The organism is Nostoc sp. LEGE 12454, assembly GCF_056620565.1.
In genome coordinates, this window is record NZ_JBWQXL010000027.1 from 42,532 (window position 1) to 68,249 (window position 25,718).

Below are 25,718 nucleotides of genomic sequence, written 5' to 3' on the forward strand. Positions count from 1 at the left end.
CCCAGCCAACTGGTGTGGTACTTGAATGTAAAAGCGGCTTCTGCAAGCGATAGTAACCTGTTCTACATCGGCTGACTCTCTCGATACATGGGCTAGTATATATCTAGCTTGTAACTAACTTAGTTTTTCAAACCAAATAAATTTTTACTGTACAATATTTGGGTATAAAATTATTGCTTTCAGTTTATTTTTAATACTCTTTGAAATCCTCCTTTCTCCCTATAATATTCACAAGCATAAATTTCAGGATCTTTTGTCGGTAAGATAACTCTCCCACACTCTACTGCTATTGAGACGGGAACTGCGGGCAAAATGAGTATTTTGCAGTTCTTTCCGTGTTTTGCTTGTATTTGATTAAGTAATTTACGGTATTCGTAACTAAAAATTTCAAGTTGTCTTTTTAATTTTAAAAAGTGTGGTGATGCTTCAGATACAGTAATTTGATAGATACTGCAATTATCAGAAACTAAATTTTCATATTTATCATACTCAATGGTATCACTAATGGCTAATTTCAGTAAGACAACTTCGCCTTTCCCATCTTGTTCGCAAGAAACTAAATAAGGTAACTCAACACTTGAATCTTCTTGCCAAGACCAAGTTTTACTCGTATCCTCAATATTCCTGTGCGATTGATAAATGTCTGCCGGAACAGTATCACCTATACACTTACCTAAATACATGAGTAAAGGCATAGGTGATATTCCAAATATGGAAAAATGTTTAATCTTCACATCATCAATGCCTTCCTCTAAATCTCTTAAAATTCTACGCTTAATTTTGTTGTCAGCAAATGTTTGCCATTGTTCAGGCGTTCCTAACCTATCAAAATGGCTTTCTTCTATCTTTATTCCTTTTAAGTCTGTTGGAAACTTCGGGAACATTGCATTTCTTATCACTTCAGTATTTATAGGAACAATCCTGTCACCAATATTTACAGAGAACAATAATACTGTAGATTTATGTATATCCTCTGGATAACTCGTTTGGATCTCTATTCTATCTTCGTGTTCTTGCTTCCAACGACGTAATAATTCAGTTGGATATTTTCTTTGATGACGATCTATTTCTATATGGCATCGTTGGCACAGAAGCATTAAATTAGAAAAATCTATTTGTAAATCTTCTGACTGGTCTGTTCCTCTTGGCCCAGTTTCACTTGAACCAATAATATGTGCAACTTCTGCAAAGTTTCCTTCACTTAAAGTTAATCCATTATACCAAACAGGTGTATTACACCCTTTGAACTCGCAACGTCCTGCTGACTTTACCCAAAGTTGTAATTTGACAGCTTCTGGGATACTTTTTCTAACCATAATTTACAGTTTTGGAAAATCCTGATTTTTTGCGTTGTTATACAAGTATTTACAATATTACATTCACTTAATTTACTATTTATTCAAAGCAGATTGTCAAGTAATTAGCTTTGTTTTAACTGCTGTCATTTGATGTACTTTCATTAAGTAATTCAAAAATAAAAGTTTTTTTATTACCCTCCCAAACTCGTAAAACTTTTATGCCAATAATAATAAAAAACAAAGTATCTCCGCTAAAAATATCTTTTTTAAGGCGAGCCTGCCAATTTTTAATGTCAGTATCCGAAGGTATAGGAATATTCTCAGGATGAGTGTGCCATTCTCCTATATAAGTACTTGTACCCCCACTTTCTAGCCAAGATTGATCGAGGATTTGCTGGTGAGATTGGCGACTACGCCAGAAATAAAATCGTTGCCAGCGATCGCCCGCCATTGGAACTGTTATTTCATCAATAACAATATCTTGACTGTTACGAATGTAACGCCCTATTAAGATTCCCCCTGCTTCAGGTTTGTGTCGATCATCTTGAACAAACGCCAGCATACGTAACAAAGCATGGCTGCTGATTTCAAGCTTGCTTTCGTCTGACTTTCTAAAGATTAGTGACTTCATGCTTGTTGTCCACCACAGACCGGACATTGCAAATTAATATAGTCGTACCTGCTTGCCTGTAATTGGTCAGGAGTCAACAAGTAACGTGGAGATACTTTAAAACCCGCAGCTACAAAATTATCATCAGTTCCTTTCCAAGATAATATGGGACTACCTCGCTCACGCTCTGTTAAAGCATCGAGTGCAAGTCTAACAGCAGATTCAGCTGTTTTTTGCGCGTCTAAAAAACTATATGGTATATATGAACTACCGCAGCCCAAGTCATCTTTAGCAAAAGATTGGCCGTAGGCAGCAAATGCCGATTTATTGTAGAGTGGGGTGTTAATTGCGGTGGCTGAGGTAAAAAGGCATTGTAAGCAACCTGGTTTATCAGGGCGGGTAAGCAAAGAGTGTCCCCCAATTCCTAATGGTTCTAGCCAAGTAAACACTGTGATAGGACTTTTAGATTGAGTAAAATGCAATAAATGGTTAATATATAGTTCTCTTGTGGGATCACCTGTAGCAAAAATTGCTAAATCAAAATAGGACAAATCAATCAGTCTATCTTTAATGGCTTGCTCAATGTATTGTTGGTGTGTTGTGACTAACAAATAAGGATACTTGCTTTCGATTTCTTCTTTAAGGGCTGTAACTTTAGGTTGAAAGAGTGCTGTCTTACCTAAAACGTGTCGATATATATTTTCTGGTTTAAGAATGTCAGGGTCTACCAGTGTCAAGTGCATAATGCCTGCCTGTGCTAGTGCAAGGGCTATATAACCGCCAACCGCACCGCATCCAACAAGGAGAACTCGGAAGTTACCGAATTTAGTATAACTGCCACCTCTTTGAAGCAAGTAGTCAAGGTCATAGCGTTGAATATTAATTGGTATTGGCAAATTTTTTACTCTTCCAGATAAAAGTGGATGACCACCAGCAACACCAGAAAATAAAAGACCTATAAGGGTCATTCCACCACGCGGACGGGGTAAACTTAAAATAACCAGCTCTTCCGATTTCCACTTTCTCCCCCAATGTCTTAATAAGCGACGATTTTCTTCAGACAAGTTCTTGTGGACAATCAATTTTACGTCTTGACTACTCCAGGGGTTATTGGGTTCGGGTGGAAGTACAAATGCACCGTCTTTAAGCGGAATGTATAAAGCAGTACGTCTTGACAATAAATCGAGTTCTTGACTGTCAGTATTTAAATATGCCTTTATGGTACTAATGTTGTCTGCGGTTAATTCTGTGCCTTTGTTATCCGTATAAACAAATATTTTGCGTAATACATTGTCTATTGGCAAAAATGCAAACAAAGTCTTGGAACTAATTCGTTGCCAATATGCACCGAACTCGTTCATAAAATCTAGTTTATTAGAACCTTTGACACCTGCTTGTAGAACATCAACAGCTTTAGCGATCGCTTCAAAAATAATGCCAATAGGGTCTTCTGAATTTAGCAGCAGTCCCTCGGAATCTAAATAGCAAATGTTGCCATCTTCCTCCACATGTGGAATGAAGCCAAGAGCATCTGATGGACGCAGAAATACTTTTGGTAGGCAAAGAGGAAAGTTACAATCAACTCCAATACACAACGCTACGTTTTTACCCGCAATAGCTACCTGTCCTTCAATTGCCCATATAACACCGTGGGTTTTGAAACTATTCAGATCATTTTCAGGTAATATACGTAGATCATGAAGATATTGTTCCTGTGTTAGAGATGCAACGATGTTAAGTTGTGTTTCTATATCCAGCATTTAAGCTGAAGCGCTAGAGGAAATAATGGCTGGTGGTCGTTTTTGTGCCGTGTCTTCTCGACTGGGTATGGGAAAGTCATCTCCAAATTGTTTTTGAAGGATTTTGCAAGCTTCTACAGGGTCTGCTTTTTGTTGAGCTTCCCCAATGGCTTCTAGTAGAATTTCTAATTTCTCCTGAAAATCTGCCATTTGATTATCAGTCATTTTCTCAAACAGGTCGTTATGGGGAGAGACAGGTAACTCCACTATCAACCGTTGAACTATGTTGCTGTTAAAGTATACATTTTGGAACTTAGCAAGCATAGCGTTGACAAAGCATCGCAAGGCTTCTAAATCGTTGTAGTTTTTTATATTTGTAAACGAGTCACGAGTGTAAACTGGGTTGAACCAGTGGTAAGCTGCAACAGTAATGCCAATTCCAATCGGCGCTGCGTTTCCGTCGCTAGAGAATTTCACATCCTTCCAGCGTTTGAGGTAACGAATAATGCGGCGAAATTGTTTATCATCTTCTCTGTCTAGAAAGTGATTTTTGATCAGATGTATAAAAGTTTGGGGATCAGATTCTTGCCAAAATCTATGTTCTATAGCGGAATTTAACTTCCCCTTGGCTAGATACATTTTGCCATCTGGGTTACAGTCTTGATCCGAGTAAACTGCTAAATCAACGTGGTAAATGGGTTCGCCTTCTTGTTGGTAAAATACTGTGACACATGGGCGGCGAATTTCAACTCGTTGGGTATGTCCATTTAAAGCAAGATATACCCATGTCTTCACTTTCACTGGGTCGGGATAGTCTAAGTAGCAAATTTTAAATCGTATCCCTGTATCAATGTCGTAATGCCCATCAACTGGTTTAGTACCAGTACCCATTGCGTAACTACCCTGGTCAAAAATTTCGTACTTTGGTGGTTTCAAACCTTCGATCTCAAAGATTTTTATCAGTCCAGAGTCCAGACGAGCGAGAATGCGATCGCGTTTTTCACGAAGCACTTCATTCTCATCGAAGCGCTTAAGTTTGATTGCTTCATGAAAATTAATCATTTGGTATTGTACATTTGCCATATATCTTTTTCACCCCTCATGAGTTATATCTGAAAGATGTAATGTTGGTTATCTAGCATCTTTCTTGCGTAACTTTCTATTTTCAAATAGCTGTAGCATTTTTAATTCTGGTTAGTTTACTTTGAAAAACTAAAAGACTTTTCAGTACAAAAGTACTATTAGAAATTAAAGTTTACATCAGTATGAATACTGAATTTTAGTGACTATTACGAAAGTAGGATCATCTAAGAGTCTGTCAAGAAACAACTCTTACAATTTTTTATCTAGAAAACTTACTGAAAAAGCATTTCTAATTAAAAAGAAGGGAGGTTGTTATTTGACAAGCTCTAAGAGCTTGAATGAAGCTCTGCCTAAGCAATAAAATGAATGTAAGTATTTATTACCCATTCCACTTCATCAACACGCCATCAACACAAGTGATACCCCACTGCGGAAACTTCGCTAGCAGCTTCTTGATCACGATCTGTAAGGCAGGGTGATTATTCCAACACTTATGCAAGAAATCAAACCCCGGATTTTGCCCCGAATTCGCCGCAACTTTCAGTTTCTGCATCCGCTCCGGTCGCATATTTGACCTCGCTACAATCGCCTCATGCGACCACTTTTCAGGATCAGGGGCAAGCGCGGCGGAACCTTCGCCTTCATGATCCGCTTTCATTTCTCCACCCGAAACCGAGTTTTCAACCAACAACAAAGCGGGATTACCTGCTTCTACTTGCCCCTGAGTTTGATTAGCGATCGCTACTTGTCCCCACATCAACAGCTAAATGCTAAATTTTATTTAGCTACCCAGTAGGAGTTTTCTTTTTCTCTAGTGTGGTAAAACTTACTAGAGAAGACGACTCTCTAAATTAGCCAAGTAAGCCTTGGGGTTTCTGCGAAATCGATACTGTTCAATTCTGGCTTTATGGTGTTTTTGCAATTGAGAACGTAATTCGAGCCAAGTATCAATATCAACTTGTGCTAAATCAGATGCGGTAAAAGAATGAAGTTTAGTAGCAATTGCACAGGCAAGTTTGACAGAACCACGAATAACGAGTGATGAGGGGGCAACTTTACGATCGGTACAACGACGTTGATGGTGACGTAGCATACCAAAAGCATGTTCTAAGTCATTATTAGTTCTGGGAAAATCTTCAATTTCGTAACAATGAAAAAGTCCAGACCAGTAGCTATGAGTGGTTTTTATAAAGTTATCGATTGCAGTGTTTAGCGTACCAGCTTTCTGCTTTTGTTGGGACATTTCTGTTAACAGTTGCTGATAACTTTGTTTGACCCCAGCAGCATTAAGACCTATTTTATTATTAAGAATATCACTAGCTTTATCAACCCACTGATATGCAACCCTCACAGGTGAAAATAAAGATGCAGTCGCAGATAAACCCTTAGCTATCAGGTGTTTTAGGTTGACTAAGGGTGGGGTTAAAGCACTTTTTTTTCCATCCGTTCTAAACTTTGCTCTATCAATGTCAAATTTTCTTGTAACTTTAATCCAGATGCCTCTAACGGTGGATGACCATCATTGGTTATAGAACTACGCACTGCCGAGCAATAATCTTCAATAATAGTTGCCATTTCCTGAGTTTCATTGGTAATACTACGTTCAATGTCTCGTAATCCTCTAACTTTTTTTTTCAATTCCTTTTTTGCATGTCGATCTGCCTCATATATGGGTTTAATTGCCTCCTTTAGGTAATGATAATGACATAAACCATGAGCAATACTAGGTAATGCTAACCTAACAGCTTTGCGAATTGATTGTTGCCCATCACTAACAACGCCATCAATTGGTACATTTAGGGTATTAGTTACTTCTAATAATAACGCCACTAAATCTTCGTTTCTTGATGATAATAAGGTTTTAGCTAGTAAGATTTCTCCTGATAAGCAATCTCGAATTACCCATAATACTTCATGTCCAATTTCTGGCTGCATTCCATCGATCGCTAATATCACCCGTCCTTGGTTAGCCACTATTGCTTTTAACCTTTTATGGTCTTTTAGCCACAAAGAATTTTCTCGTCATATCTGTCAATTAGGTGCGTGACCGTTCGTTGACTGATACATATACCCTTTAATTCAAGGTGAGCGTGTATTTGGGTAACACTTCTATGTTCCTGGTAGCGTAATGCTCCTATATAAGCAATCACATCCAAACCAAATTCGTTTTGTGGTAGAGCGAGTGACCCTTCTTGCTCTGGTCGATATGCTTTTTTGTACCGCAGACATGACTTATTGTGACATTGCCGAATTTTTAGCTGTAGTTCTACTACCCCATTTAATGTTCTTATATGTCGAGGATTATTGTATTCATTCCACATTGCTTGACCGCACGAAGGGCATTTTTTTTGAACACAATCGAGTACTTCAAACGATGTTGCCTCTGGTTTTAGATTTTTTCTTGCCAAGTTTTTGCACCATTATTTCGCTACAAGGTCAAGATTACAGGATTTTGACTCTTCTCTAGTAAGTTTTGCCACGCTAGGAATTTTGTCTGTTGGTGGATAGTATTGCTGTAACCAAACTTGACGCAAAACTTCTACGGCTGGCAGTTGTCGCAGTTCAATCGGGGAAGTTTGGGAATAGATGTTATCGAGTAAATGAAAACCATCCGCACCTATGATCTCGGCTAATGCTTCCCTGTCGGTAGGTGTTCTAGGGAGCCGAGAATCTTCAAGACGTTTGCTATAGCGGTCATACCACTCGGCAGGAGCTAGTGACTTCAGCCAAATGGGTGCGACTTCGGCCACAGCATTCAAGGCATACCGCAGCGTTTCCCCCAAATGTTCCAGTCTGCTTAAATCCCTGACTACAGCTAGTATATGAGTAGAGTCAGTGCGCTGTTTTCCCCTTGCTGACAGTAATTTGAGTTCCTGAAATTTCGACAGCATCAAGTCTAGTATTTGCCGCTCGACTCCACCTGTGATTAATCGATCGCGGAATTCGCTTAAAACACTAAAGTCAAAACCAGGGTCTGTCAACTCCAACGACAAAGCGTATTTCCAATCAATCCGCCCTTGCACTGCAAGGGTTGCTTGTCTATCAGAGAGATTTTCTAAATATTGCATTACCAGGATCATCGCCAACCTCCAAGGTGCTTGCGCTGGCTGACCCCGTTGTGGATACAGTGATGCGAAATCTTCATCCTGATAAAAGACTCCAAGTTCATCACGCAGTCGCATATATAAATTACCTTTTGGAAATGCGGCCTTGGCTACACGCACCGTTTCATTGGGAATAGGAGGAATTTCTTCAGGATGTAAACACATATACTGCCTCCACAGGTATTTCTTCTAGTTTATTGATTATTGAGGCAGCTAACTTAATTTTTTTATTCTCGTGTAATACACGGAGAGGTGTGATTCTCCTTTTCATGTAATACACGGTAAAGCCGCCGTTTTTTTGTTAAGCAATATTTCGCCAACGGTATCCGTATCTCGGCTCAATACCAATACCAAGAGCCTTCCAAATATCATCTGTTAATCGCAAAGAATGTACTTCACGATAGTCATCATTCTTAAGCGCAAACTTTCCTTTTTGCCTACTTTTACCCTTATATGGATTTGAGGCTTATTTCTGCCTCAAAAATGTTTAAGTCCCGTTATTTGAATTATAGAGAAATACTTGTATGTAGCTAATTCATCCCGTATTTGTGCAACGCCTATAAAAATTAAACTTTGACCAAACTAATACCACTGTTAAATAAATCTTCAATCGTTTGTTTATCCCTTAAAATTACTCCTAATTCATCTCTATAAGTTAAATTAGGATCTGCTCTAAATGATAAAAAATTAAAGCTGGTTACTATTGCAAACTTATCATCACAAACTACTTGCTTACGATGACTATTGGTGGTTTTTTGAAAATTCAAATTCTTATAATTGTACATTAAATTCTCTAATTTATTAATTGACCAAGTATCATTTTTCATACTCCCCGGAGTTTCCTTATACCCGTATATGATATTAACTTGGACTTTTCGTTTCAATGTCTCCTCTAAAATTGATAAAAATTCTTGATTTACCACATTACTTTTGATCCAGGGAGAAACTATCATTACTCTATTGTTTGCCTGTTTCAAAGCCTTAAATAGATATTCTCGAATATCACAAGTATGAATTACTTCCGATATTCTACTTTGAGTTTTTATTTGTTCTAGTTGTGCCTTAAGTTTTTGCTTTTCTTCTTTGACCGAGTTATTTGTAATGTCTATGAAAGAATCAGGATCATTAAGTGAACTAATTCTTGCACTGATTTGTTCTACATTTTTAATATCCTCATCGTTAATACTACTAACAATTTTAGTAAAAGATTGATTAGAAGTATTATCTTGTTTCATATCCTGAAAAATAGGATCAAGTATTTTTTTACCTTCACCATATAATTTTTCTATAGTTTCTCTATAATCTTTCTGAATAGAATCTCTAGAAAAAATTTCATATTCTAATTCAGTATCATTCGCATTACTTTTATACAAAACCAATAATACTTCATGCCATTCAGGATATACTTTTTCTATTTTATTAACTTGGATCAATTCAATAATATTATAACCTGGAGGTTGTAATAATTTTTCAATATCTTGATAATGGTCAATAATATCTTCTATATTATCTTTTCTCGGCCTTTTTATTATTTTCTCTATACAACTGTTTTGATACTTTTTAGTATCAAATTTACTCAAATGAAATTTATCTATCAACTTTCCATTTAAAGCATCTAAATAGAAAGTTTTGGTATCTGAAATAGGGGCTAAAACAGTTTGCTTTTGTAAAGCATCTACTCCATTTTGTGTAAGATTAAAACCGTGTTCTCTGATAATTAAATCATTGGAGATTAATTTTGATAATACTTTTTCGATAATATGGTTATCCATTCCTAAGAAACCAAAAATTTCTTCTAGTTTATTCAAACCATTAGCAATACATTTCATTACATATTCTTCCAATAGTTCTAAATCTCTACTGTCTAAATAAGTTAAATCAAGAGTTAAAACATAAAATGGATAACCGATAGGTTTACAATCAATTACTATGGCTTCAGGATGTGAGTGATATTTGCGAATTTTATTTTCAAAATCCTTGATTTGACTAACCATAAAATCACCTCATTATTATCGTTATTAACTAAATAAAATCATTAGATTTTAATCGTGAACAGGAAGAACTACTGCTATCAATATATTCTATTAATGGTTTAAAAGGATTAGAAATATTGTTAGGAGTTCTCCCCTGATAAGCCATATTATCATTACCCACTATAATTAATAACTGTTTAGCACGAGATAAAGCAACATTTAATCTGCGGTCATCAGATGTAAAACCCAATTTATTATGTTTATTGTTTCTGACTAAATCATAAATAATAATATCACATTCACCTCCCTGAAAAGCATCTACTGTACGAATAATGATATGTAAATTTTTCCATAATTGCTTATCATTAGGAGCAATCGCAGATTCTAAAATACTAATTTGTGAACGATAAGCTGAAATAACACCGACTTCTTTTTGTAACTGATTTGATTCGCAATTTTCTTGAATTTTAGCTAAAATTCCCTTAATAACTCTGGCTTCATAATGATTTATACGACTTTTTCCATTTTCTCTTTCTTGAGATTTTTCCCCTGCATCGCTAGTGGATATCCAATAAATATTTTTATCAAAGATTGTTACATAATGCTGTTTCTCTTCAGGGTTTACAAGATTGCTCGCCACCTGATTATCATAGAATAATATACTAACAAGATTACCAATATGAGGGTGCATTCTATATTGATTATTCAAAGTTATTTTATTAGTTTTAGGAAGTTGTTCATAAAGATATTCAAATAAACTCCTTTCTAGGATAATTTTTTGAATATCTTTTTCACTTAAAGCTCGTTCCTGTAATTCTTGATCAATAATAGGAGGTAATTGTTTATGATCACCAACTAAAATAATTCTTTTTCCTTTGGACATGGGTACAAAAGTTTCAGGAGCAGTTGATCTACCAGCTTCATCAACAATTACCCAATCAAAGTTTCTATCTTTAAATCTTGCTACTCCTAAACAAGTTGCACCAACAACATTTATTTCATCTATAAATATAGATTCTAAACTTTTTTGTTTTCTTATAAGTTTTTCATTCCATTCTTCATTCAGCCTTTGTAGTTTAATAAGCTTTTCGTAATTTTCTTGATTATCGCCTAAAATACCTTGTAATACTTTATATTCTTCATTAATCCAATCTGACAGATTTTTATTATCAGGATATTCTATTCCAAATTTTGTAGTATATATTTCTAGTAATTTTAATATTTTTTGCTCCAATTCTAACTTTTCAGAAATCAATTCTATAGCAGTATCAGAAAAATCAATAGATGCTAAATTGTCTTTATATATAATTAACTCTGAATTAAATCTAGAAATTATTTGTGTTAATTTGTTAGCCAATATTTGTAATTCTTTATTTTTCGTTTTTATATCTTCCAATTGAGCAATTTTTTTTACTCCTGATAGAAGTAGCTCATTTTGTTCTTGGTACTGTTTCCAATAAATTAAAGACTTATAACGTAGAGAATCTTGCCATTTGATAATAGCTTTTTCTACCTCAAACTGTCTAGCATCTTCTTCTATCTTTTCTTCTCTACCAATTCTAATACATTTAATTTCCTTATCTTCAACACGAGAAATTCTTGTTAAAACATTATCAACTGCTACATTAGACTGGGAAGAAATCAAAATTTTATCATTAGGATATTGATTTAAAATCTGTAAAATAATTTCTGTAATTACAGAAGTTTTACCTGTACCTGGTGGGCCTTGAATTAGAAAAATATCTTCAGTAGCTAAAGCTTTACAGACTGCTTTTTGCTGTGATTCATCTAATTTTTGATTAAAAAATTTATGAATTAAACTTGCTTCTATTGGTTTCACATTAGATGGTTCTGCTATTACCCGAGATAAGGCTGCATTTTCACAGTCTCCATATCTAATTTCTCTTAAAGCCTTATGTCGTTTTTCAATTTCAGATTCTTGCTGTCTTTTATTTGTTTCAATTTTTCCTTTATCTAAAATAGATTCTATAATTTCAGGATTTAAAAAGTCACTAATACTAATATGTAACTTTTCAACTACTTCTCCATTACTAGATTTATCACCATCAATAATATCTCCTATCTCCCATTGCATTTCTTTTTGTCTACCAGAACGTAAGCTTTTTCTAATAGATATAGTAAAGGGTACTGGAGGAGAAGTTATCTTATCAAATTCTTCAATTGAAATAGGCTTTACTAATGATAAAATCAAAATTTGTCTTTGTTTATCATAATATTTTTCTCTGTATTCAAATACAGATTTTTTATCACTAATTATTTGTTTTTCAATATCAATTAGTGATTGCCATTGTTCAAATGTTGCCGCTAAATCTTTATTATTTTTTATTTGATTTTTAACCTGCTGATCTTTTTGTAAAACTTGTTTAATTAATTCAGATAAATCTACTTTTCTTTTTAATCCAGAACCTACCTCAATTATGGGATTAGCTTTGATAGGTAATCCATTCTCAAATATTTGTTCTTGTATATTAGGAGGTAAAGAAATTTCATGTAATACTGTTATTTGGGTAGAATTATGATTATCTAGATTAATAAACCCACGATAGAATTTAGATAAACTCTCTAAACCAATATCAATTGTTAGTCTATTTTCATCATGTTGATGTTTATCTGGACTTTTTTTGAGATGTAAGATATTGGAGTTTTCGTGGAATAAAGACTCAATATGCTTTTTGATTTCTAAAAGGTTATTTTGAAAGTTATATTTATCATTAATTTCTTGTTCTACTTTACGAGTTATATTAAAAACAATAGTAATCGATTGTTTTATTTCTTCCTGAACATTAGCAATAATTTTTCTAATTTCATCCAGCTTAGGACGATTGTCACGATTTTTATCTGTCGCGTTTTTTAAATTTTCTATTAAAGTGTTAAAATTACCACAAGCACTTAAAGTTGTGTAAGTAGATTGATAAAGTATAGTTTTATCTCTTTCATCTTGAAAAGTAATTCTCGCTTCTGGAGTTGATAATAAGTATAAAAATGTCATTCCTAAAGAATAAACATCAGAATCTCTAGAAACTTTTTCTAAATTAATTTGCTCAGGAGCAGAAAATAGAGGCGTATGATAGCTTCTAATTGTATTTGTTAGAATAGTAGTAGTAATAATAGCTATACCAAAATCTAAAACCTTTGCTTGAGGTTGTTCATCAGTTTTTACAATTTTGATATTGTCTGGCTTAATATCTCTATGAATTATATTTTTAGAATGGGCATGACTAATTGCATCAATAATTTGTGAAAATAGATTTAATTTAGTTCTTAAATCAATCCCACTATCAAAATAAGTTTTAATATCTTGACCATCTAAATATTCTAATACTAAATAAACAAGCTTATGACGATTTTCATAACCTTGTTCAATAAATTTAACGATATTAGGATGATTAAAACGTTTTAAAGTCTCAGTTTCTCTTTCTAAAAGTTTAATTGCGTTCTCTTCTTCAGTGGAAATAGTTTTAATAGCATAACGCTCATTAGTACCTAATTTTTTTGCTAAATAGACTACCCCACTACCACCTTGTCCAAGTTTAGCTTGGATATCATACTTACCACCAATAAATTCACCGATAACATTAGACATACTGAATTTCTAGAATTATATTCGTAAATTTGATTCGGTAAAAGCCGTATTATAAAATTATACTATAGGGGTAAAAGTAGCCAAAACACATTTTGCCGCCACGTAAAGCTTGAAAAGCTTGCTATAAAATAGTTACAGAAATAAAATAAATCGCTCTTCTCATCAAAAAACGGAGAAAAAGCTTGTTTTGGCTGTATCAATTGAAGTCTAAGTTATTTGATACGGCATTTAGTCACGTAGCCTGACAGGTACTGCGGAACAACTGCTTTCAGGGCAGTATCTTACTTGTCTCATCAGTGCTTGACGCAAGAATAGTCAAAGCAGACTCATCTGCTCAACAATTGGGATGCTCCCCTTTTCAGCGTGTCGTTATCTTGCTGCTAAAGTTACTGGCATAAACTTCAGAATAACCATGCGGACAGATGTGTGGCCTTTGATACGGAGGTATGATGAGTCACTTGACAAATTTGAGCAGTATGTACATGACATCACTTGGAGCCAAGCTGACTTCCGAACCCTTCTATTTAAGCGGATTAAGTATCAGGTGGATTGTTTAAAAATCGAAATTTCTCCTTTACCTACATACACAACAGAAATTGAGATTGAAGAACATTACGTGAACCAAATCTTTCAAGCACGAACATTATGGGGTGAAAGTGAAAGACCCATGTATCAAATAATTTATACTCTCTCTTACCATAGACCTCGCTGGGCTATTCAACTATGTATGTAAGCTTGCACAGGAAGAAGCTATTAGAGAAAAACAAGGATTAATTGCTAAACAGCACATAGATGCTATCTGGGGAGAATATGGCAGGAAACGTATTAGTGACCTGATTGCAGAACATAAGCATCAGTGTCGCAATGTAGAAGAGTTAATAAATAGCTTTAGAGGTGCAGAGCGTCGAATGACACGAGATGAACTAATTACATGGGTAACTAATCACATAACAAATCATCTTTCACCAGTTATAGAAGGTAAATCAGTAAAATCATCTCTAGATATCGCACACTTCTTGTTTAGGCTAGGCTTTATTGTTGCCAGAGCAGAAAAGGAAGATCAGGGATATGAACATTATTTCTTTTCTGATATGCCCGATTTTCTCTCAAGCAGAACAAATCAAGACTTCAACGTAATTTGGGAGATTCATCCATGCTACCGAGAAGCTTTAGATATTCAAAAACTTAATCAGCATCAGCAGAGGAGACGTAACTACGCTAGATAAACAAAGGCAACACAGCATCGTACTTCAACTCACCCGTTCAATCCCATAGGCAATACCGCTTTATCATCTCCTAAGTCACCACAGCTTCATCCTTGGAGGTCATTGGTGTCAAGTTAAGGCAGAAGCCCAAATGTCAAGCGACCTGGCGGCGTTGCGTCGGTGTCGCTGACGAACAGCTTTCACAAGACCCATAGAACGTTGATGCTCAACTAGCCAAGGAATCAGTTGTAGTTGTGAATTGTGCGATCGTGCGCGATGGAAAAAATATAAACTGCGAAACACCATTTCTACGGAAATACGCTCTAACGGCTGCTGTAAAGCGATCGCTACATCAGCACACAAGTCATTCAGAACAGCGTAGAAAATCCAAGTAGCGTATATTTGCATTTGTACACCGTTAGTACCACCAACCCACAGATAGGACAAGCCCAACAATCGCTTAGTCAATAGAAATGCGTCCTCAATCCGCCAACGTCGTCGGTATAAATCACAAACTTCTTGTGCCGAAAGTTTTTGTGGGTCAAGAACATTAGTTAAGTAATGATACCAAGTCTTACCCCACAATACTGATACTAGGCGCATGGGATGGTGGCAAGGGTGAGTGTGATTCAATCCCATGTGAATAATTTCGTCTTTGTAGTGAGAGCCAAGAGACAAGTACACGTGTTACCCGATATGTCACCAAATTCTTTTGGCGTGTGAGTACATACTTGCCAGCTGCGGTAAGAGAATCAAACCACTCAAAACCATAAAATCCCATGTCTACTATCAGTAAACCACCATCAGGTAAACGTTCTAACAGTGCTTGCCACCAACGAGTCTCATTTATTTTGGCATCAGCATCATACCAAATTGCTACAGGAGTGTGAGTGAAAGCTTCTACAACCATCAGTATTTTTCCTGCCAACACCGTACCTGTTTTTTCTTGCAGTTGTCCGAAGTGTTTTTTCATTGCTTCGAGTGTTGAGGCATCTCCAATCCAGATAGCGGTAAATCTTTGTGCTACTGATGACCAAGCTGGGGCTAATTCTCTTACGCTCCTTTTCACTGCCAGACGCTCTATCACTTGCTCGAATAATTTTGCAAATAGTGTAGCCGGCAAACTATTGAGTCTTTGTGACAACGCTTGCTTACTCACTTTTGTTGCTTTCACCCACATTAATCCCTCTATTTCTAGCGATCGCAATACATCTGTGAGATGCTGTATTTGTCGATACACTATACTCAATACTATTGCTGCCATTACTGGCAAGGTCAGTACTCGTGAACGCAAGCTCCGTTCTTTGTCTTTCACCTCTTTGAGGTTAGCAAATGTACCTGGGCTGACTAGTTCAAACAGGCGTGATTCTATCTCTTGGCTGGCTGGGGCAGGTACGCTGACTCGATGGCGAAAATCTGGATTCCCTTGCTTTTTCCGTGGTTTACTCATGGCTTTTCAACACCCCTGTGTTAATTGACTTTTACCATTGATTTGCCCACTCTTGACAGCCATCTATTTTTCTTAACTTGACACCAATGGAGATTAGTCCATCTCATTGACGATAAAGTTGATTTAGAAGATTTCTAAATTTGTGTCAAAAAGATATGTTCGAGATTAGTCCATCTCATTGCCCAGTGCGACCCTGCCCGTTAAATCCAGAATCCTAGAGATGACCACATACCGCCAATTAACAATTTGGGATGTGCTGGATGAGTTGTCTGAATCTCCACCAACTTCTTCCCTTGATGCTATGTGGGATTGTTTGGATGCCGAGCTAGAAAATTTACCCTTGGAGGCACAGTTATTAACCGCAGCGCTTGCTTTCAATCAAATTGCGGATATTCTTAAGTCTCGTGCCGAAGTGCTGTTGCAAGATACCCACGATCGCAATAGTCTTTTGGGGCCAATTGTTAGCGCCGATCTCTTTGCTGGTCTAGTGCGGACAACAATGCACCTAGATTTAGATGATTTGATTGAACCGGAAACACCACAAACCTTTAAACCACACGGCCCACACCAATTTTCATATCCTAACCAGGAGGGTGATTCTGTAGCAGCACCTGTTGAAAAAGCGAATGTTTTGGTAATGCTCGATGAGGTGACGAGTTTAGAAGATGTCCACAAGCTGGCGGGTGATGAACATGTGGAAAAATGGCTTAGTGCGATCGCTAACTACCTTGCACATATTAAAGGTGAGATTTCTTTAACTCAACTCCAAGGTGGATTAAAAATGCCTTTGGTAGAGGTTTGGCTGGGACTGTTGCTGGGTAATTTTACATTAGAGCAACGTGGAGATTTTTATAGTAGCCAGGATATTTGGGTAATTACAAACGCTGATAAACTTGTTATAAAATAGGGTTATAGCTAGGATAAAGTGGATAAAAATAGTCTAGAAATTAATTTTTGGCTATTAAGTAGTAGAAATTTTTGTATGAACAATTCAATTATTTGCTGACAAAATTAAATTGAGAATATTTAGAGAGCGAGAGTTAAGAAAGTAATTTGCTTTAAACAAACTCCGACGAATTTGTGCCAAATCGTAACTTTTAAAAATTACCCAAGGAAAATCAGGGTAGCCATTACCAATAGGAAGAAAATCATTAGCAGGGTATAAAGCTTTAATATAACGCTCTAGTAAAATACGAAAATCAGAACTCATAGGAGAATTTGCATCTCCTATGAATGAGGATTGAAGAATTTCATCCTTTAACAAAAAATGTAGGGGAATAGCTAAGTACTGATCGCTAAAATTACTAGAATCGCTTATTTGCTGAGTGTTACCCTCATTTTGGAGCAGGTGTTCTATAAAATCAATGGCAAACAAAATTTCATTTTTGATATTTTCTGAATAATCACCTTGACTAATATTTTTTAGTGCATTCCTAAAGTTTGTTGTTATATAAGAGCGAATTTGAGAATAAGGATCTATACTATAACGTGATGTTACAGTATGATTATTCATTGGGATAATCAATAATGAACCGTCCATGTAAACCTGCGGACTAATTTCTATTTCTAACAATTCAGCCATACAGGAACATTGGTCAAAGAAAAAATCCACTCCTAGCTCCAACAAGGACAGCAAGCTAATTTTTTTTCTAGCTGGTTGCTGGACAACAGAAGAATTGGATATGCGAGGAGATTGAATTAGAAACTCGGATGACTTAAATAAAGTAAACAGATTTTCACAAACAAGTTTAATATCCTGGTCATCTGGATGTAGCCGCTGGTGACTTCGTAGTAACTGCATCAAAGATTTAATCCGAGTGCTGAAAGTCTCACCGCTTGAATATATCGCTTTACCACCGACGGGAATCATGGCTACGTTGTGTCCACCTAAATTCCCAGCACCCAAAATTCGCGTCATTATCGCCGCCCGTAAGACGAGTAGAGAACCTATTAAATTCGCGGCGCGGGTACTTTTACTTTGTTGATTATTAGGTGCATTTGTAAAAACTTTTTCAATAATGTAAACTGTTATTTTCTTATGAGCGCGGTCATTATTTTGTCCCTCACCAAACTCACCTCTACCTCGATAAATTACCTGAATTATCTCCATCAGGTTATTTTCTATCTGAAATCTTGGTAGTTCAACAATTATGTGTTTAGCAAGGGGAAAAGAAATACCGCGAGCCGCAGATGATGTCATAAACACTACCCGTACCTGATTCTTGCGTTTGAGCAGCATTTCCAGATCAGCTACTTGGGAATGTATCTCTAGATAAATCTCATTTTTCTCGAAGCCAAAAAGTCTCTTTTTGACTAGGGAAATTAATTGTCTTAGACGTTGTTTATCCTGGATATAAACAATTAATTGTCCTAATTCTGGGTGATTAACATAGTGGATTATTTCGTTTATTAAAGACTCATCTCGTGCTGATTGACCAGGTGTAAATTTAATGGAACCATCATCGTTGATTTTGTTCACTTCAAAAAACACTTGGTAAGTTAGCTCAATTTGTTTAGCTGGATATGAGTTAACATTAATAACAGCAGAATCAACATTGCCTGGCGGTGCAGAATAACCGCCAAAAGACAGATAACTAACTTCTAATGGTTCTTGCTTTTTATCAACAAAAGAACAATAGATTTTATCTGGTTCCGCTTCCTTTGTACCGAGATGTGGTTTAACAACATCAAGACCTGTAAGAGAAGCATCGGCAATAATCAACTTTGTATTGAAACCGTATGAAGGGTCAAATAACTCAAGTTTTTTTCCTAACCATTTCTTCATAGAGTGAAACCACTCAACTCCAGCATTGTCACCTGTTACTTCGTCAATCATGACAATGATATGCTTCAGGCGTGAAGATAATTCACTCATTAACTCCGGAATTACATCACCATTATTTGTAACTGAACGAAATAGTCTCTCGAAATTATCTAATGAGTCACCTCCACTATTCAATTTGCGGAGGGATTGAGTTGAGCAGGTAATGACAATTTTATTTTTTTGCTGTTTGATGAGAATATGACCTGCGTCACATAAACTTCTAATAACTCCGGTTCCGGATTTGTTGTTGTAGCCGAGTGAAGAGCGGGACTGACGATTTATTAAATTCTTTCGGTTGGTATTCCGTTTTTTATCATATTCTGCACCATGAAAAGTTACCCCTAAGCTTTCAAAAGTTTGGTTATTGCCATTAGAATAATATCTCACTGTAGGCTGGTTATTATTGGTAGCAATCAGAGCGTGACTCGTGGAAATACAATACAGGTCATCAGCAAACAAATTACCTGTTTTTGTATCTATAAATTTATTAATCGTGTCTTCGTTTACAGAGAGACGCGGACTAATGTAGAAAAACAGGAAACCCTCGTCAGCATGATCGCGGATAAAATTCACCACCGCTGTTGTTTTACCAATACCCGGATTCCCGGTTAGAAATAGATTACGATAATTACCTAACAGATGTTCCTGAATTATTTTTGCGTGGGCATTTATTAAAGAAATTTGCTCAGTTAGATGGTATTTTTCACTGATTGAAGTATCTAAAAAATCTGAGGGATTATTAAAATTTGTAAGTGTTTCACTGAAACACACAGTTTTCTCTTCTGTAACATTAGTATCACATAATGAGTCCACAAATTTGTGGACTTTTTGTTCATGAGAAAGTTTATCTGGCTGAGATTTTTCTATTAATTCTTCTTTTACCGAAATTCCTACTTGTTCAAGCGAACGTGAAAGACAATATACAGCATTTTTTTTAATTAAATTAAGCATCTTAAACAGCGCATTTTCATAAGTATTGATAGAATTTTCTCTATCCGACTTTTGCCGTCCCTTCATCGATTTATATGCCTCGGCGCAAAGGTCAAGAATGTGAAAGTCCTCCCGGCTAACATTTAAGGTGCTAATTCCTCGTGTAGTGTAACCTATCGTTGTCACTTGTACGGTCGCATCCTTGGGTATTCTATTTTCTGAATCAAGAAATTTGACGAAACTTGCTGAGTATGATGCTGCCTGTACCAACTTAACAAAATCTTTGTCGTAATAAGAAAAAGCTGTAAGATAATCCTGAATATATTGCCCTATTAATTGCTGATTAGTCCCTTTTTGGGTGTCAATTTTTAATTGATGATAAACACTTTTGGACATTAAATAACGCAGTTCTGCTTTTAAATATCCAAGAATAGACGAAGCGCTTGATAAATTCCACAACTCAAACTGTTCTTGTTCATGTCTTGACTCATCATTATCTTTCTGAGAATTCAATTCATTATCCTGATTATTCTCCACAGTAAAGGCGGACAAATCAACACAAATAATGTAATATTCCTTGTTTTTTTCTCCGTCTTTCGACATCAGCATCAATGTATCCGCTTTTAAAAATTCTCCTGTGTCGGCATACTTATTTATATAAGGTGTAACCTTATCTGCGGTAATATCAAACTGCGAAAGAATCTGAGAGTATCGGTCATGTTGATGTTTTTCTAGCGTTCTCATACTGGCTTCGTCTGAGAGGCAGCATTGCATATACAGTAGTTCCCAGTTTCTATTAGAAGCGGACGAAAACTCCAAAGAGTCCATCAATTCCTTCCATAAACCTAAACCACCGAGATGACCTCGTAAAAGTAAAAATTTACCCCATGCTGCCCATATTCTTTGACTCTCCGCATCAATAAATCCTTCTAACAGTTTCATCTCAACAAGTTTATTGACTACTCCTCGATGATTGATACGTTTCAGGTCATCAATGAATAAATCCATGTGGGCATATTTCATCCCTGATTGATGAATGGCTGTCAATATTCCTGCGTTGAATGCTAACTCGAAAAGATGTCCCTGAGCTTCTCTTATTTTCATTTTTAATTTATTATAAGAATTCTATTCAGCTTTTCAACAATAATTTGCTGAGTTCATCAAGGTGTAATTGATATAAATAAAAATAAAATGTCTTATAATTCAATTAAAATTGAACTTGAACATTACCGTTTTCAATCTCCCAACGCTTATTTTCTAGTATCAAGTAAATTCGTTCTCGTAAAATTGGGTGGTTATAGTGCCTCACTAAGAAGTTATTATAATCTCTAGGGAGTTCTATCGATGGGTCTTTTATTTGGTATTTATCCAAAAAATCTTCAATCTCTTCAAGGAAGGCAAGTAGAATTTGAGATGAATTGGCAGAATCATTAATCACATCTTTTACATCTCTTGAGTCACTTAAGGCATTGTTAACTTCTGTCAACCATGCGAGATAATTCATTTGCACCCCAGGAATGCAATGCTTACCTCTTGCCGATGATCTGCCGATTGCATTATCGCCGATAATATCATTAAGCGGGTCAAGCTTAGGTAACAATTTCTCCGACTTGCCTTGTTTCTTTTCATATCTTGAATAATGCAATAGTGTCAAATAAAACGTAATATCATTTTTTAATTGACCTTCCTTAATTAGACCATTCATAACCTTCGTCATGTCGAGTGCATCACCTGGATGAGCATTCAAAAGTGTTGAATAAGTCGTTGCAGTGTTATAAAAAGTCCTATCTTTCTCTATGGTCTTTACTGTAAGCAAATTAAAAAATATTACCTGGGAGCGATTGGGGTCATTAAATAAGTTACTTAGTTGTCGTACATCCTGAATATATAAGGTTTCTTCTTGAGTTTTATCGTCGATGCACAAGGCACTATAACTGTCATATAAAGCAGGATATATGATTATATCATCTGCAATATCTTTGAGGAACTTTATTATATCCGGTGACATAAAAAATAATTCATTTTGTTGGTCTGTCACCCGCAATTGTTCAGAAAAGGGAGTTTTAGCGATGTATAAAACATCCTTAAAACCCTTATCGTACATCTCATTAATTACATCTCGAAGCGCCCACGGAGTGCGATGCAATTCATCTAACCAGTAATTGCCTGCTAAAGTTTTAACTCGATTTATCTTTATACCAGTTTCGGTGTCCTCCACCGCTACTATTTCACCTGTCAAATTCGCAATATAATTATCTTCCAAACGTGATGAACGAGCATCACACTTGTTACTAGACACCATTACTATTAATAATTTTTTTAGTATCCGTTTATCGTTATTTTTGCTATGGTATTTTTGAGGTAATACAGAGTACAGTGATTTCTTGGCATTAGCAATTCTAAAACGGTCGATTTTCGGTAACACTATCCCTTGAGAATTGATGAACATAAAGTCAGTTAATAAGTGATTCCATTCTTCAACCGTTTGATGAATTAGTGCTTCCTGTTGTGTTGTTTCTTCTTCCTGTGTTTCATGCAGTATCCACTGCCCTACAAATAAATTTTTGTTTTTTTTCACCCTACTAGTGAGAAGTTCTAGAATTATAAATCCAAGGGTCTTTAATGTAAGCTCGTATTTGAAACGCCCTTCAACCGTAGCTTTTTCTAAAGGAACTTCCCCTATTTGAAACTCTATAATTGAGCCATCAAATACAACACTGCTGAGTAAATCACTAGCTTCGTCAGCATTGTTAAGTGTATTAACTTTCTTCAGAAAGTCAGGTTTTTTACCTAATAATTGTGCTAGCTGTTTTATATTTTTCTTATCGCGTTCAAATTGTTGTGCATTATTAGATTGTATAAACTTATGGAAGACAGTGAGCATTTGTATATCGTCAGTTTGATAAGCCATATCAAACTCACATTTTTTTGCTGCTCGATAGAAATTATCTGTCTCAAATTTCAGCTTTACGGGTAGCTGGATAATTGCTTCTTTTGTTACCCCCTGTAGGGAAATAAAGATATGCTTGAGACATTGTTTCAAATTACCTGAAGAAAGTTCTTCTGCAAAAAATCTATCTGTACTACTTATTTCTGTCAGTTCAGAAACCAGTAATTTCTTTGATATCCCAATACTTATTTGTTTCTCATCTGATAATAAAAATTTTGGATATTTTAAATATTTTTGGATAATTTTTACTATTGCTTTTAGGTTGTGTGAAACTAAATATTGATTAATATCACTAACAAACTGCACTAACAAGTTTTGCTTATTTGCATCACTCTGATTATCTGGGTTACTGAAAATAGGCAATACTTTGTCTGTGAAATCTTTAACTACATCAAATTGGAGAACATCTTGATAACAAGAATTTACTTCCGAGGGATTAGGACACGCAAATGCAAAATAATAAAGAATAAAATATTTAATTATTTTTTCAACCTGCCAATCTGTTTTTTGCGGGGGGTTATCATCAATTTGTTGATTATTTAATTTTGAATTTGGGTTAATTATGTCAAGTCCGTAAGCGAATGAAGTACCGTATTTAACTGGATTATTGACGCGCCCATTGAATTTAAATTTTAATCCAAAAGTTATTGAGGTTATACCTAAACGTGGGTCATCTGTCTGCCCAATACAACCATTAATTTGCCCAATGATAGGCAATTCCGAAAAAGCATCCCTACGAGAAAATAATTCTTTAATATTTACAGTCACACCCTGATATACTACATCGTAATAACTATCAGCTTTATTCGGGTCATTGATGAATTTTTCTAATAATCTAATGCGTCTACTGTAGTCTCTCAAATAAAATGATGCCTCATGGGATGATATTTTACGTAAATTTTCTCCTGTACCATTCTCATATATGACTTCTCTGTTTTTACTTAAATCGTTACATTCTTCACTAATAACTTTTGCCCAAAATTCTAAAAAATTTATCTCCGCTTCTCTTTTTAATCTTCCGATTGTTTCTTGATTAATTAATTTTTCAAGTAATGATAATTCCTGAGAGCCATGAATCTTGATAGACTCCAGATTAGTTCTTACATTGCCAATTACATAATCAGATATATCTGACTCATCATTCATCTTCAGACGAACATAGTTTTCTAGTGCCGTTAATACAAGTTCGCGGAATCTAGTTGCACTATTTATTTCTATGGTGACTTTGTGGTTTATAATCGCAGGATTATCAAACTCAGACTCCAAGGCTAGTTCTTGGCTACTTAATCCAGGCGATTGAGGGAAATCCCAGGTAAATAAGGAAGAGTCTTTAGCTTTTTTTGCCAAGGGCGTAAGCATTGAATCAATTAATTCCTCAATGATATTGTCTGCGATTTGTGCATTGGAATTTAAACCTGTGCTATTCCTAATTTCATCTATTAAAAGTTTGGATAAAGTCGCTTTTATTTCTTTAGTTTTATCTTTAAATACTTCACGACAAGCATCGATCATATTTATTGACGCTCGATATGTTTTTTCGTCTTTTGACAACGGTAATCTTATATCTTTAGCTTTAGCTATCTGGTAAGCAAAGGCATGAATATCAATGATTAACCTTAATCTCCCGTTATTAGAGTCTTTTTTCAAAGAAAATATTTTTCCTCCTGACTCTCCATTCAATTCCTCATCTATTTTTGAGAGCAAATCTCTATAATCTGGTCGCGGTAGTTGATTTCTTTCTTCTCTTAACTGATTCTGATTTTCCACTCTGTGTTGCCCCTTTCTTAGTTAAGTGAAACCGGCTTATGTATTGCTTACCTTCCGATGATTGGCTCAATATAATACAACTAATGTTCCGAAAAAATCATTTTATATTCACAAAAATAGACCCTTTTCAGGGAAAGTATATAGCCATTGCATGGAACCAGCTGACTGCGGCATTTTCAAGCCACTTTGTGACAATAATATCTACACGGCAGCCAGATCCTGCAATGACTTATGCAGTTGCCATTGCCATTTGCCGACAAGAATCCGCGCAGCGACGGTACCAAAAGCAGTTTTTGAGCAATGATGGTTGCTACAGGAACATCACAGCTATAACTAAAAAACACTACACTCCTTCCAGAAAACAGCAGAGTGGTGAAAATGGTCTTGGCAAGGCAATTTTCTAGCTTTGATAAATATGCCCCCTCCCCCCATTTCTGTTAAAATTTTGAGATAAAAGACTTGTGTAACTATGCCCCTTGATAAATGAATACCTTGACATTTTTCCGCAGCTTGAGAAATCCGGTATTTGCAAGGCTGTACACTGCTCAGACCACTAGTTTATTGGGCGATGCACTTACTTGGGTGGGTTTAGCCCTTCTGTCCTTTGAGTTAGCTGGAAAAATGCTGCGGTTGTGCTTTCAGTAGCTTTGACTCTGCGTGTCACTGCTTTTGTATTGCTGTCTACCCTTGCAGGTGCGATCGCTCTTTCGGCTGCTACTTATCAATTACTTGGTGTACTTGGCCCTGGTATCGCTGGAAGTGTCGCCGCCTTCATTGGTGCGAGACAAGTTTTCTTTTTGGATGCTCTCAGCTTTGCGATCGCGGCAGTCTTAATCTTCACCCTACCAGGTCAGCTCGTCGTTGCACAAAATCAACAGCCTTCCAGGACAACACGCCGAACATGGGGAGACATTAAAGACGGTACAACTCGCCTGCTTACAGATGCACCTATTCGTTACGCGCTAGCGATGCAGTTAGTCGCATCAATTGCCGGAGCGCAGATATTAGTAAATACTGTTGGCTATGTTCAAGGTACACTCAAATTGGGAGAAGTGCAGTACGGCTGGGTGATGGCAGCTTTTGGGATTGGTGCAACCCTGTGTGCAGTTGCGGTTGGTACGTTCAATAGAAGTTTGCCACCGTATAGGCATCCAAATCACTCTCACCTGTGAAATTCAGCC

The 25,718-nt window shown here is 36.1% G+C and carries 15 protein-coding genes and 3 pseudogenes; 6 read left to right on the plus strand and 12 right to left on the minus strand.

Annotation, left to right across the window (positions count from 1 at the left end; all coding sequences use genetic code 11):
- Positions 1-179: 179 nt before the first annotated feature.
- The 9 genes and pseudogenes from AC1F2U_RS23685 to AC1F2U_RS23725 all read right to left on the minus strand — a co-directional run bounded on the left by AC1F2U_RS23685 (position 180) and on the right by AC1F2U_RS23725 (position 13,411).
- Positions 180-1,316: an HNH endonuclease gene (locus tag AC1F2U_RS23685; RefSeq protein ID WP_104902249.1), complete on the minus strand. Its 1,137-nt coding sequence runs from the start codon at positions 1,314-1,316 to the stop codon at positions 180-182.
- Positions 1,317-1,431: 115 nt separating this feature from the next.
- Positions 1,432-1,929, minus strand: a complete 498-nt coding sequence (locus AC1F2U_RS23690; protein WP_181154582.1) for a Mov34/MPN/PAD-1 family protein — start codon at positions 1,927-1,929, stop codon at positions 1,432-1,434.
- Positions 1,926-3,668 carry an E2/UBC family protein gene (locus tag AC1F2U_RS23695; protein WP_104902247.1) on the minus strand — a complete coding sequence of 581 codons (1,743 nt, stop codon included), beginning with the start codon at positions 3,666-3,668 and terminating at the stop codon, positions 1,926-1,928. The genes AC1F2U_RS23690 and AC1F2U_RS23695 overlap by 4 nt, the downstream gene beginning before the upstream one ends.
- Positions 3,669-4,730, minus strand: a complete 1,062-nt coding sequence (locus AC1F2U_RS23700) for a cyclic GMP-AMP synthase DncV-like nucleotidyltransferase (protein WP_104902246.1) — start codon at positions 4,728-4,730, stop codon at positions 3,669-3,671. It lies immediately after the preceding gene.
- A 379-nt stretch (positions 4,731-5,109) separates the two neighbouring features.
- Positions 5,110-5,487, minus strand: a complete 378-nt coding sequence (locus tag AC1F2U_RS23705; protein WP_480263324.1) for a hypothetical protein — start codon at positions 5,485-5,487, stop codon at positions 5,110-5,112.
- Positions 5,488-5,559: 72 nt separating this feature from the next.
- Positions 5,560-7,051 (minus strand): annotated as a pseudogene (locus tag AC1F2U_RS23710) (ISNCY family transposase).
- 165 nt (positions 7,052-7,216) lie between these two features.
- A pseudogene (locus AC1F2U_RS23715) lies at positions 7,217-7,999 on the minus strand (transposase); the annotation flags it as partial.
- A 401-nt stretch (positions 8,000-8,400) separates the two neighbouring features.
- Entirely contained in the window at positions 8,401-9,828 is a 1,428-nt protein-coding gene (locus AC1F2U_RS23720) for a phospholipase D-like domain-containing protein (protein WP_104902245.1), read from the minus strand.
- Positions 9,829-9,856: 28 nt separating this feature from the next.
- Complete coding sequence (locus AC1F2U_RS23725; RefSeq protein WP_420759029.1) at positions 9,857-13,411, minus strand: AAA domain-containing protein; 3,555 nt, start codon at positions 13,409-13,411, stop codon at positions 9,857-9,859.
- A gap of 412 nt (positions 13,412-13,823) precedes the next feature.
- On the opposite strand from AC1F2U_RS23725, the gene AC1F2U_RS23730 reads away from it, so the two are divergent.
- Together AC1F2U_RS23730 and AC1F2U_RS23735 are read left to right on the plus strand one after the other, a co-directional pair.
- Positions 13,824-14,144: a hypothetical protein gene (locus AC1F2U_RS23730; RefSeq protein WP_480263325.1), complete on the plus strand. Its 321-nt coding sequence runs from the start codon at positions 13,824-13,826 to the stop codon at positions 14,142-14,144.
- A 40-nt stretch (positions 14,145-14,184) separates the two neighbouring features.
- Complete coding sequence (locus tag AC1F2U_RS23735) at positions 14,185-14,637, plus strand: P-loop ATPase, Sll1717 family (RefSeq protein ID WP_480263335.1); 453 nt, start codon at positions 14,185-14,187, stop codon at positions 14,635-14,637.
- Positions 14,638-14,745: 108 nt separating this feature from the next.
- Here the strand turns inward: AC1F2U_RS23735 and AC1F2U_RS23740 are convergent.
- Positions 14,746-16,066: pseudogene (locus AC1F2U_RS23740) on the minus strand (IS4 family transposase).
- A 220-nt stretch (positions 16,067-16,286) separates the two neighbouring features.
- Here AC1F2U_RS23740 and AC1F2U_RS23745 point away from each other — a divergent pair.
- Positions 16,287-16,973, plus strand: a complete 687-nt coding sequence (locus tag AC1F2U_RS23745; protein ID WP_104902241.1) for a hypothetical protein — start codon at positions 16,287-16,289, stop codon at positions 16,971-16,973.
- Positions 16,974-17,057: 84 nt separating this feature from the next.
- Here the strand turns inward: AC1F2U_RS23745 and AC1F2U_RS23750 are convergent, their stop codons facing one another.
- Together AC1F2U_RS23750 and AC1F2U_RS23755 are read right to left on the minus strand one after the other, a co-directional pair.
- Complete coding sequence (locus AC1F2U_RS23750; protein ID WP_480263326.1) at positions 17,058-20,828, minus strand: ATP-binding protein; 3,771 nt, start codon at positions 20,826-20,828, stop codon at positions 17,058-17,060.
- A gap of 199 nt (positions 20,829-21,027) precedes the next feature.
- Positions 21,028-24,537, minus strand: coding sequence for a hypothetical protein (locus AC1F2U_RS23755; RefSeq protein ID WP_104902239.1), 3,510 nt, complete (start codon positions 24,535-24,537; stop codon positions 21,028-21,030).
- A 188-nt stretch (positions 24,538-24,725) separates the two neighbouring features.
- Here AC1F2U_RS23755 and AC1F2U_RS23760 point away from each other — a divergent pair, with 188 nt between their 5' ends.
- The 3 genes from AC1F2U_RS23760 to AC1F2U_RS23770 all read left to right on the plus strand — a co-directional run bounded on the left by AC1F2U_RS23760 (position 24,726) and on the right by AC1F2U_RS23770 (position 25,709).
- Entirely contained in the window at positions 24,726-24,941 is a 216-nt protein-coding gene (locus AC1F2U_RS23760) for a hypothetical protein (RefSeq protein ID WP_146110977.1), read from the plus strand.
- A gap of 79 nt (positions 24,942-25,020) precedes the next feature.
- Positions 25,021-25,182, plus strand: coding sequence for a hypothetical protein (locus AC1F2U_RS23765; protein WP_480263327.1), 162 nt, complete (start codon positions 25,021-25,023; stop codon positions 25,180-25,182).
- Positions 25,170-25,709 carry an MFS transporter gene (locus AC1F2U_RS23770; RefSeq protein WP_480263328.1) on the plus strand — a complete coding sequence of 180 codons (540 nt, stop codon included), beginning with the start codon at positions 25,170-25,172 and terminating at the stop codon, positions 25,707-25,709. Before AC1F2U_RS23765 ends, AC1F2U_RS23770 begins: the two co-directional genes overlap by 13 nt.
- Positions 25,710-25,718: the final 9 nt, after the last annotated feature.

Excerpts from the sequence above, each read along its gene's own strand:
- AC1F2U_RS23705 (WP_480263324.1), bottom strand. The coding sequence starts at position 5,487 with ATGTGGGGACAAGTAGCGATCGCTAATCAAACTCAGGGGCAAGTAGAA.
- AC1F2U_RS23700 (WP_104902246.1), bottom strand. The coding sequence starts at position 4,730 with ATGGCAAATGTACAATACCAAATGATTAATTTTCATGAAGCAATCAAA.
- AC1F2U_RS23720 (WP_104902245.1), bottom strand. The coding sequence starts at position 9,828 with ATGGTTAGTCAAATCAAGGATTTTGAAAATAAAATTCGCAAATATCAC.
- AC1F2U_RS23765 (WP_480263327.1), top strand. The coding sequence starts at position 25,021 with ATGAATACCTTGACATTTTTCCGCAGCTTGAGAAATCCGGTATTTGCA.
- AC1F2U_RS23685 (WP_104902249.1), bottom strand. The coding sequence starts at position 1,316 with ATGGTTAGAAAAAGTATCCCAGAAGCTGTCAAATTACAACTTTGGGTA.
- AC1F2U_RS23750 (WP_480263326.1), bottom strand. The coding sequence starts at position 20,828 with ATGGATTTATTCATTGATGACCTGAAACGTATCAATCATCGAGGAGTA.
- AC1F2U_RS23695 (WP_104902247.1), bottom strand. The coding sequence starts at position 3,668 with ATGCTGGATATAGAAACACAACTTAACATCGTTGCATCTCTAACACAG.
- AC1F2U_RS23725 (WP_420759029.1), bottom strand. The coding sequence starts at position 13,411 with ATGTCTAATGTTATCGGTGAATTTATTGGTGGTAAGTATGATATCCAA.
- AC1F2U_RS23690 (WP_181154582.1), bottom strand. The coding sequence starts at position 1,929 with ATGAAGTCACTAATCTTTAGAAAGTCAGACGAAAGCAAGCTTGAAATC.
- AC1F2U_RS23745 (WP_104902241.1), top strand. The coding sequence starts at position 16,287 with ATGACCACATACCGCCAATTAACAATTTGGGATGTGCTGGATGAGTTG.
- AC1F2U_RS23730 (WP_480263325.1), top strand. The coding sequence starts at position 13,824 with ATGCGGACAGATGTGTGGCCTTTGATACGGAGGTATGATGAGTCACTT.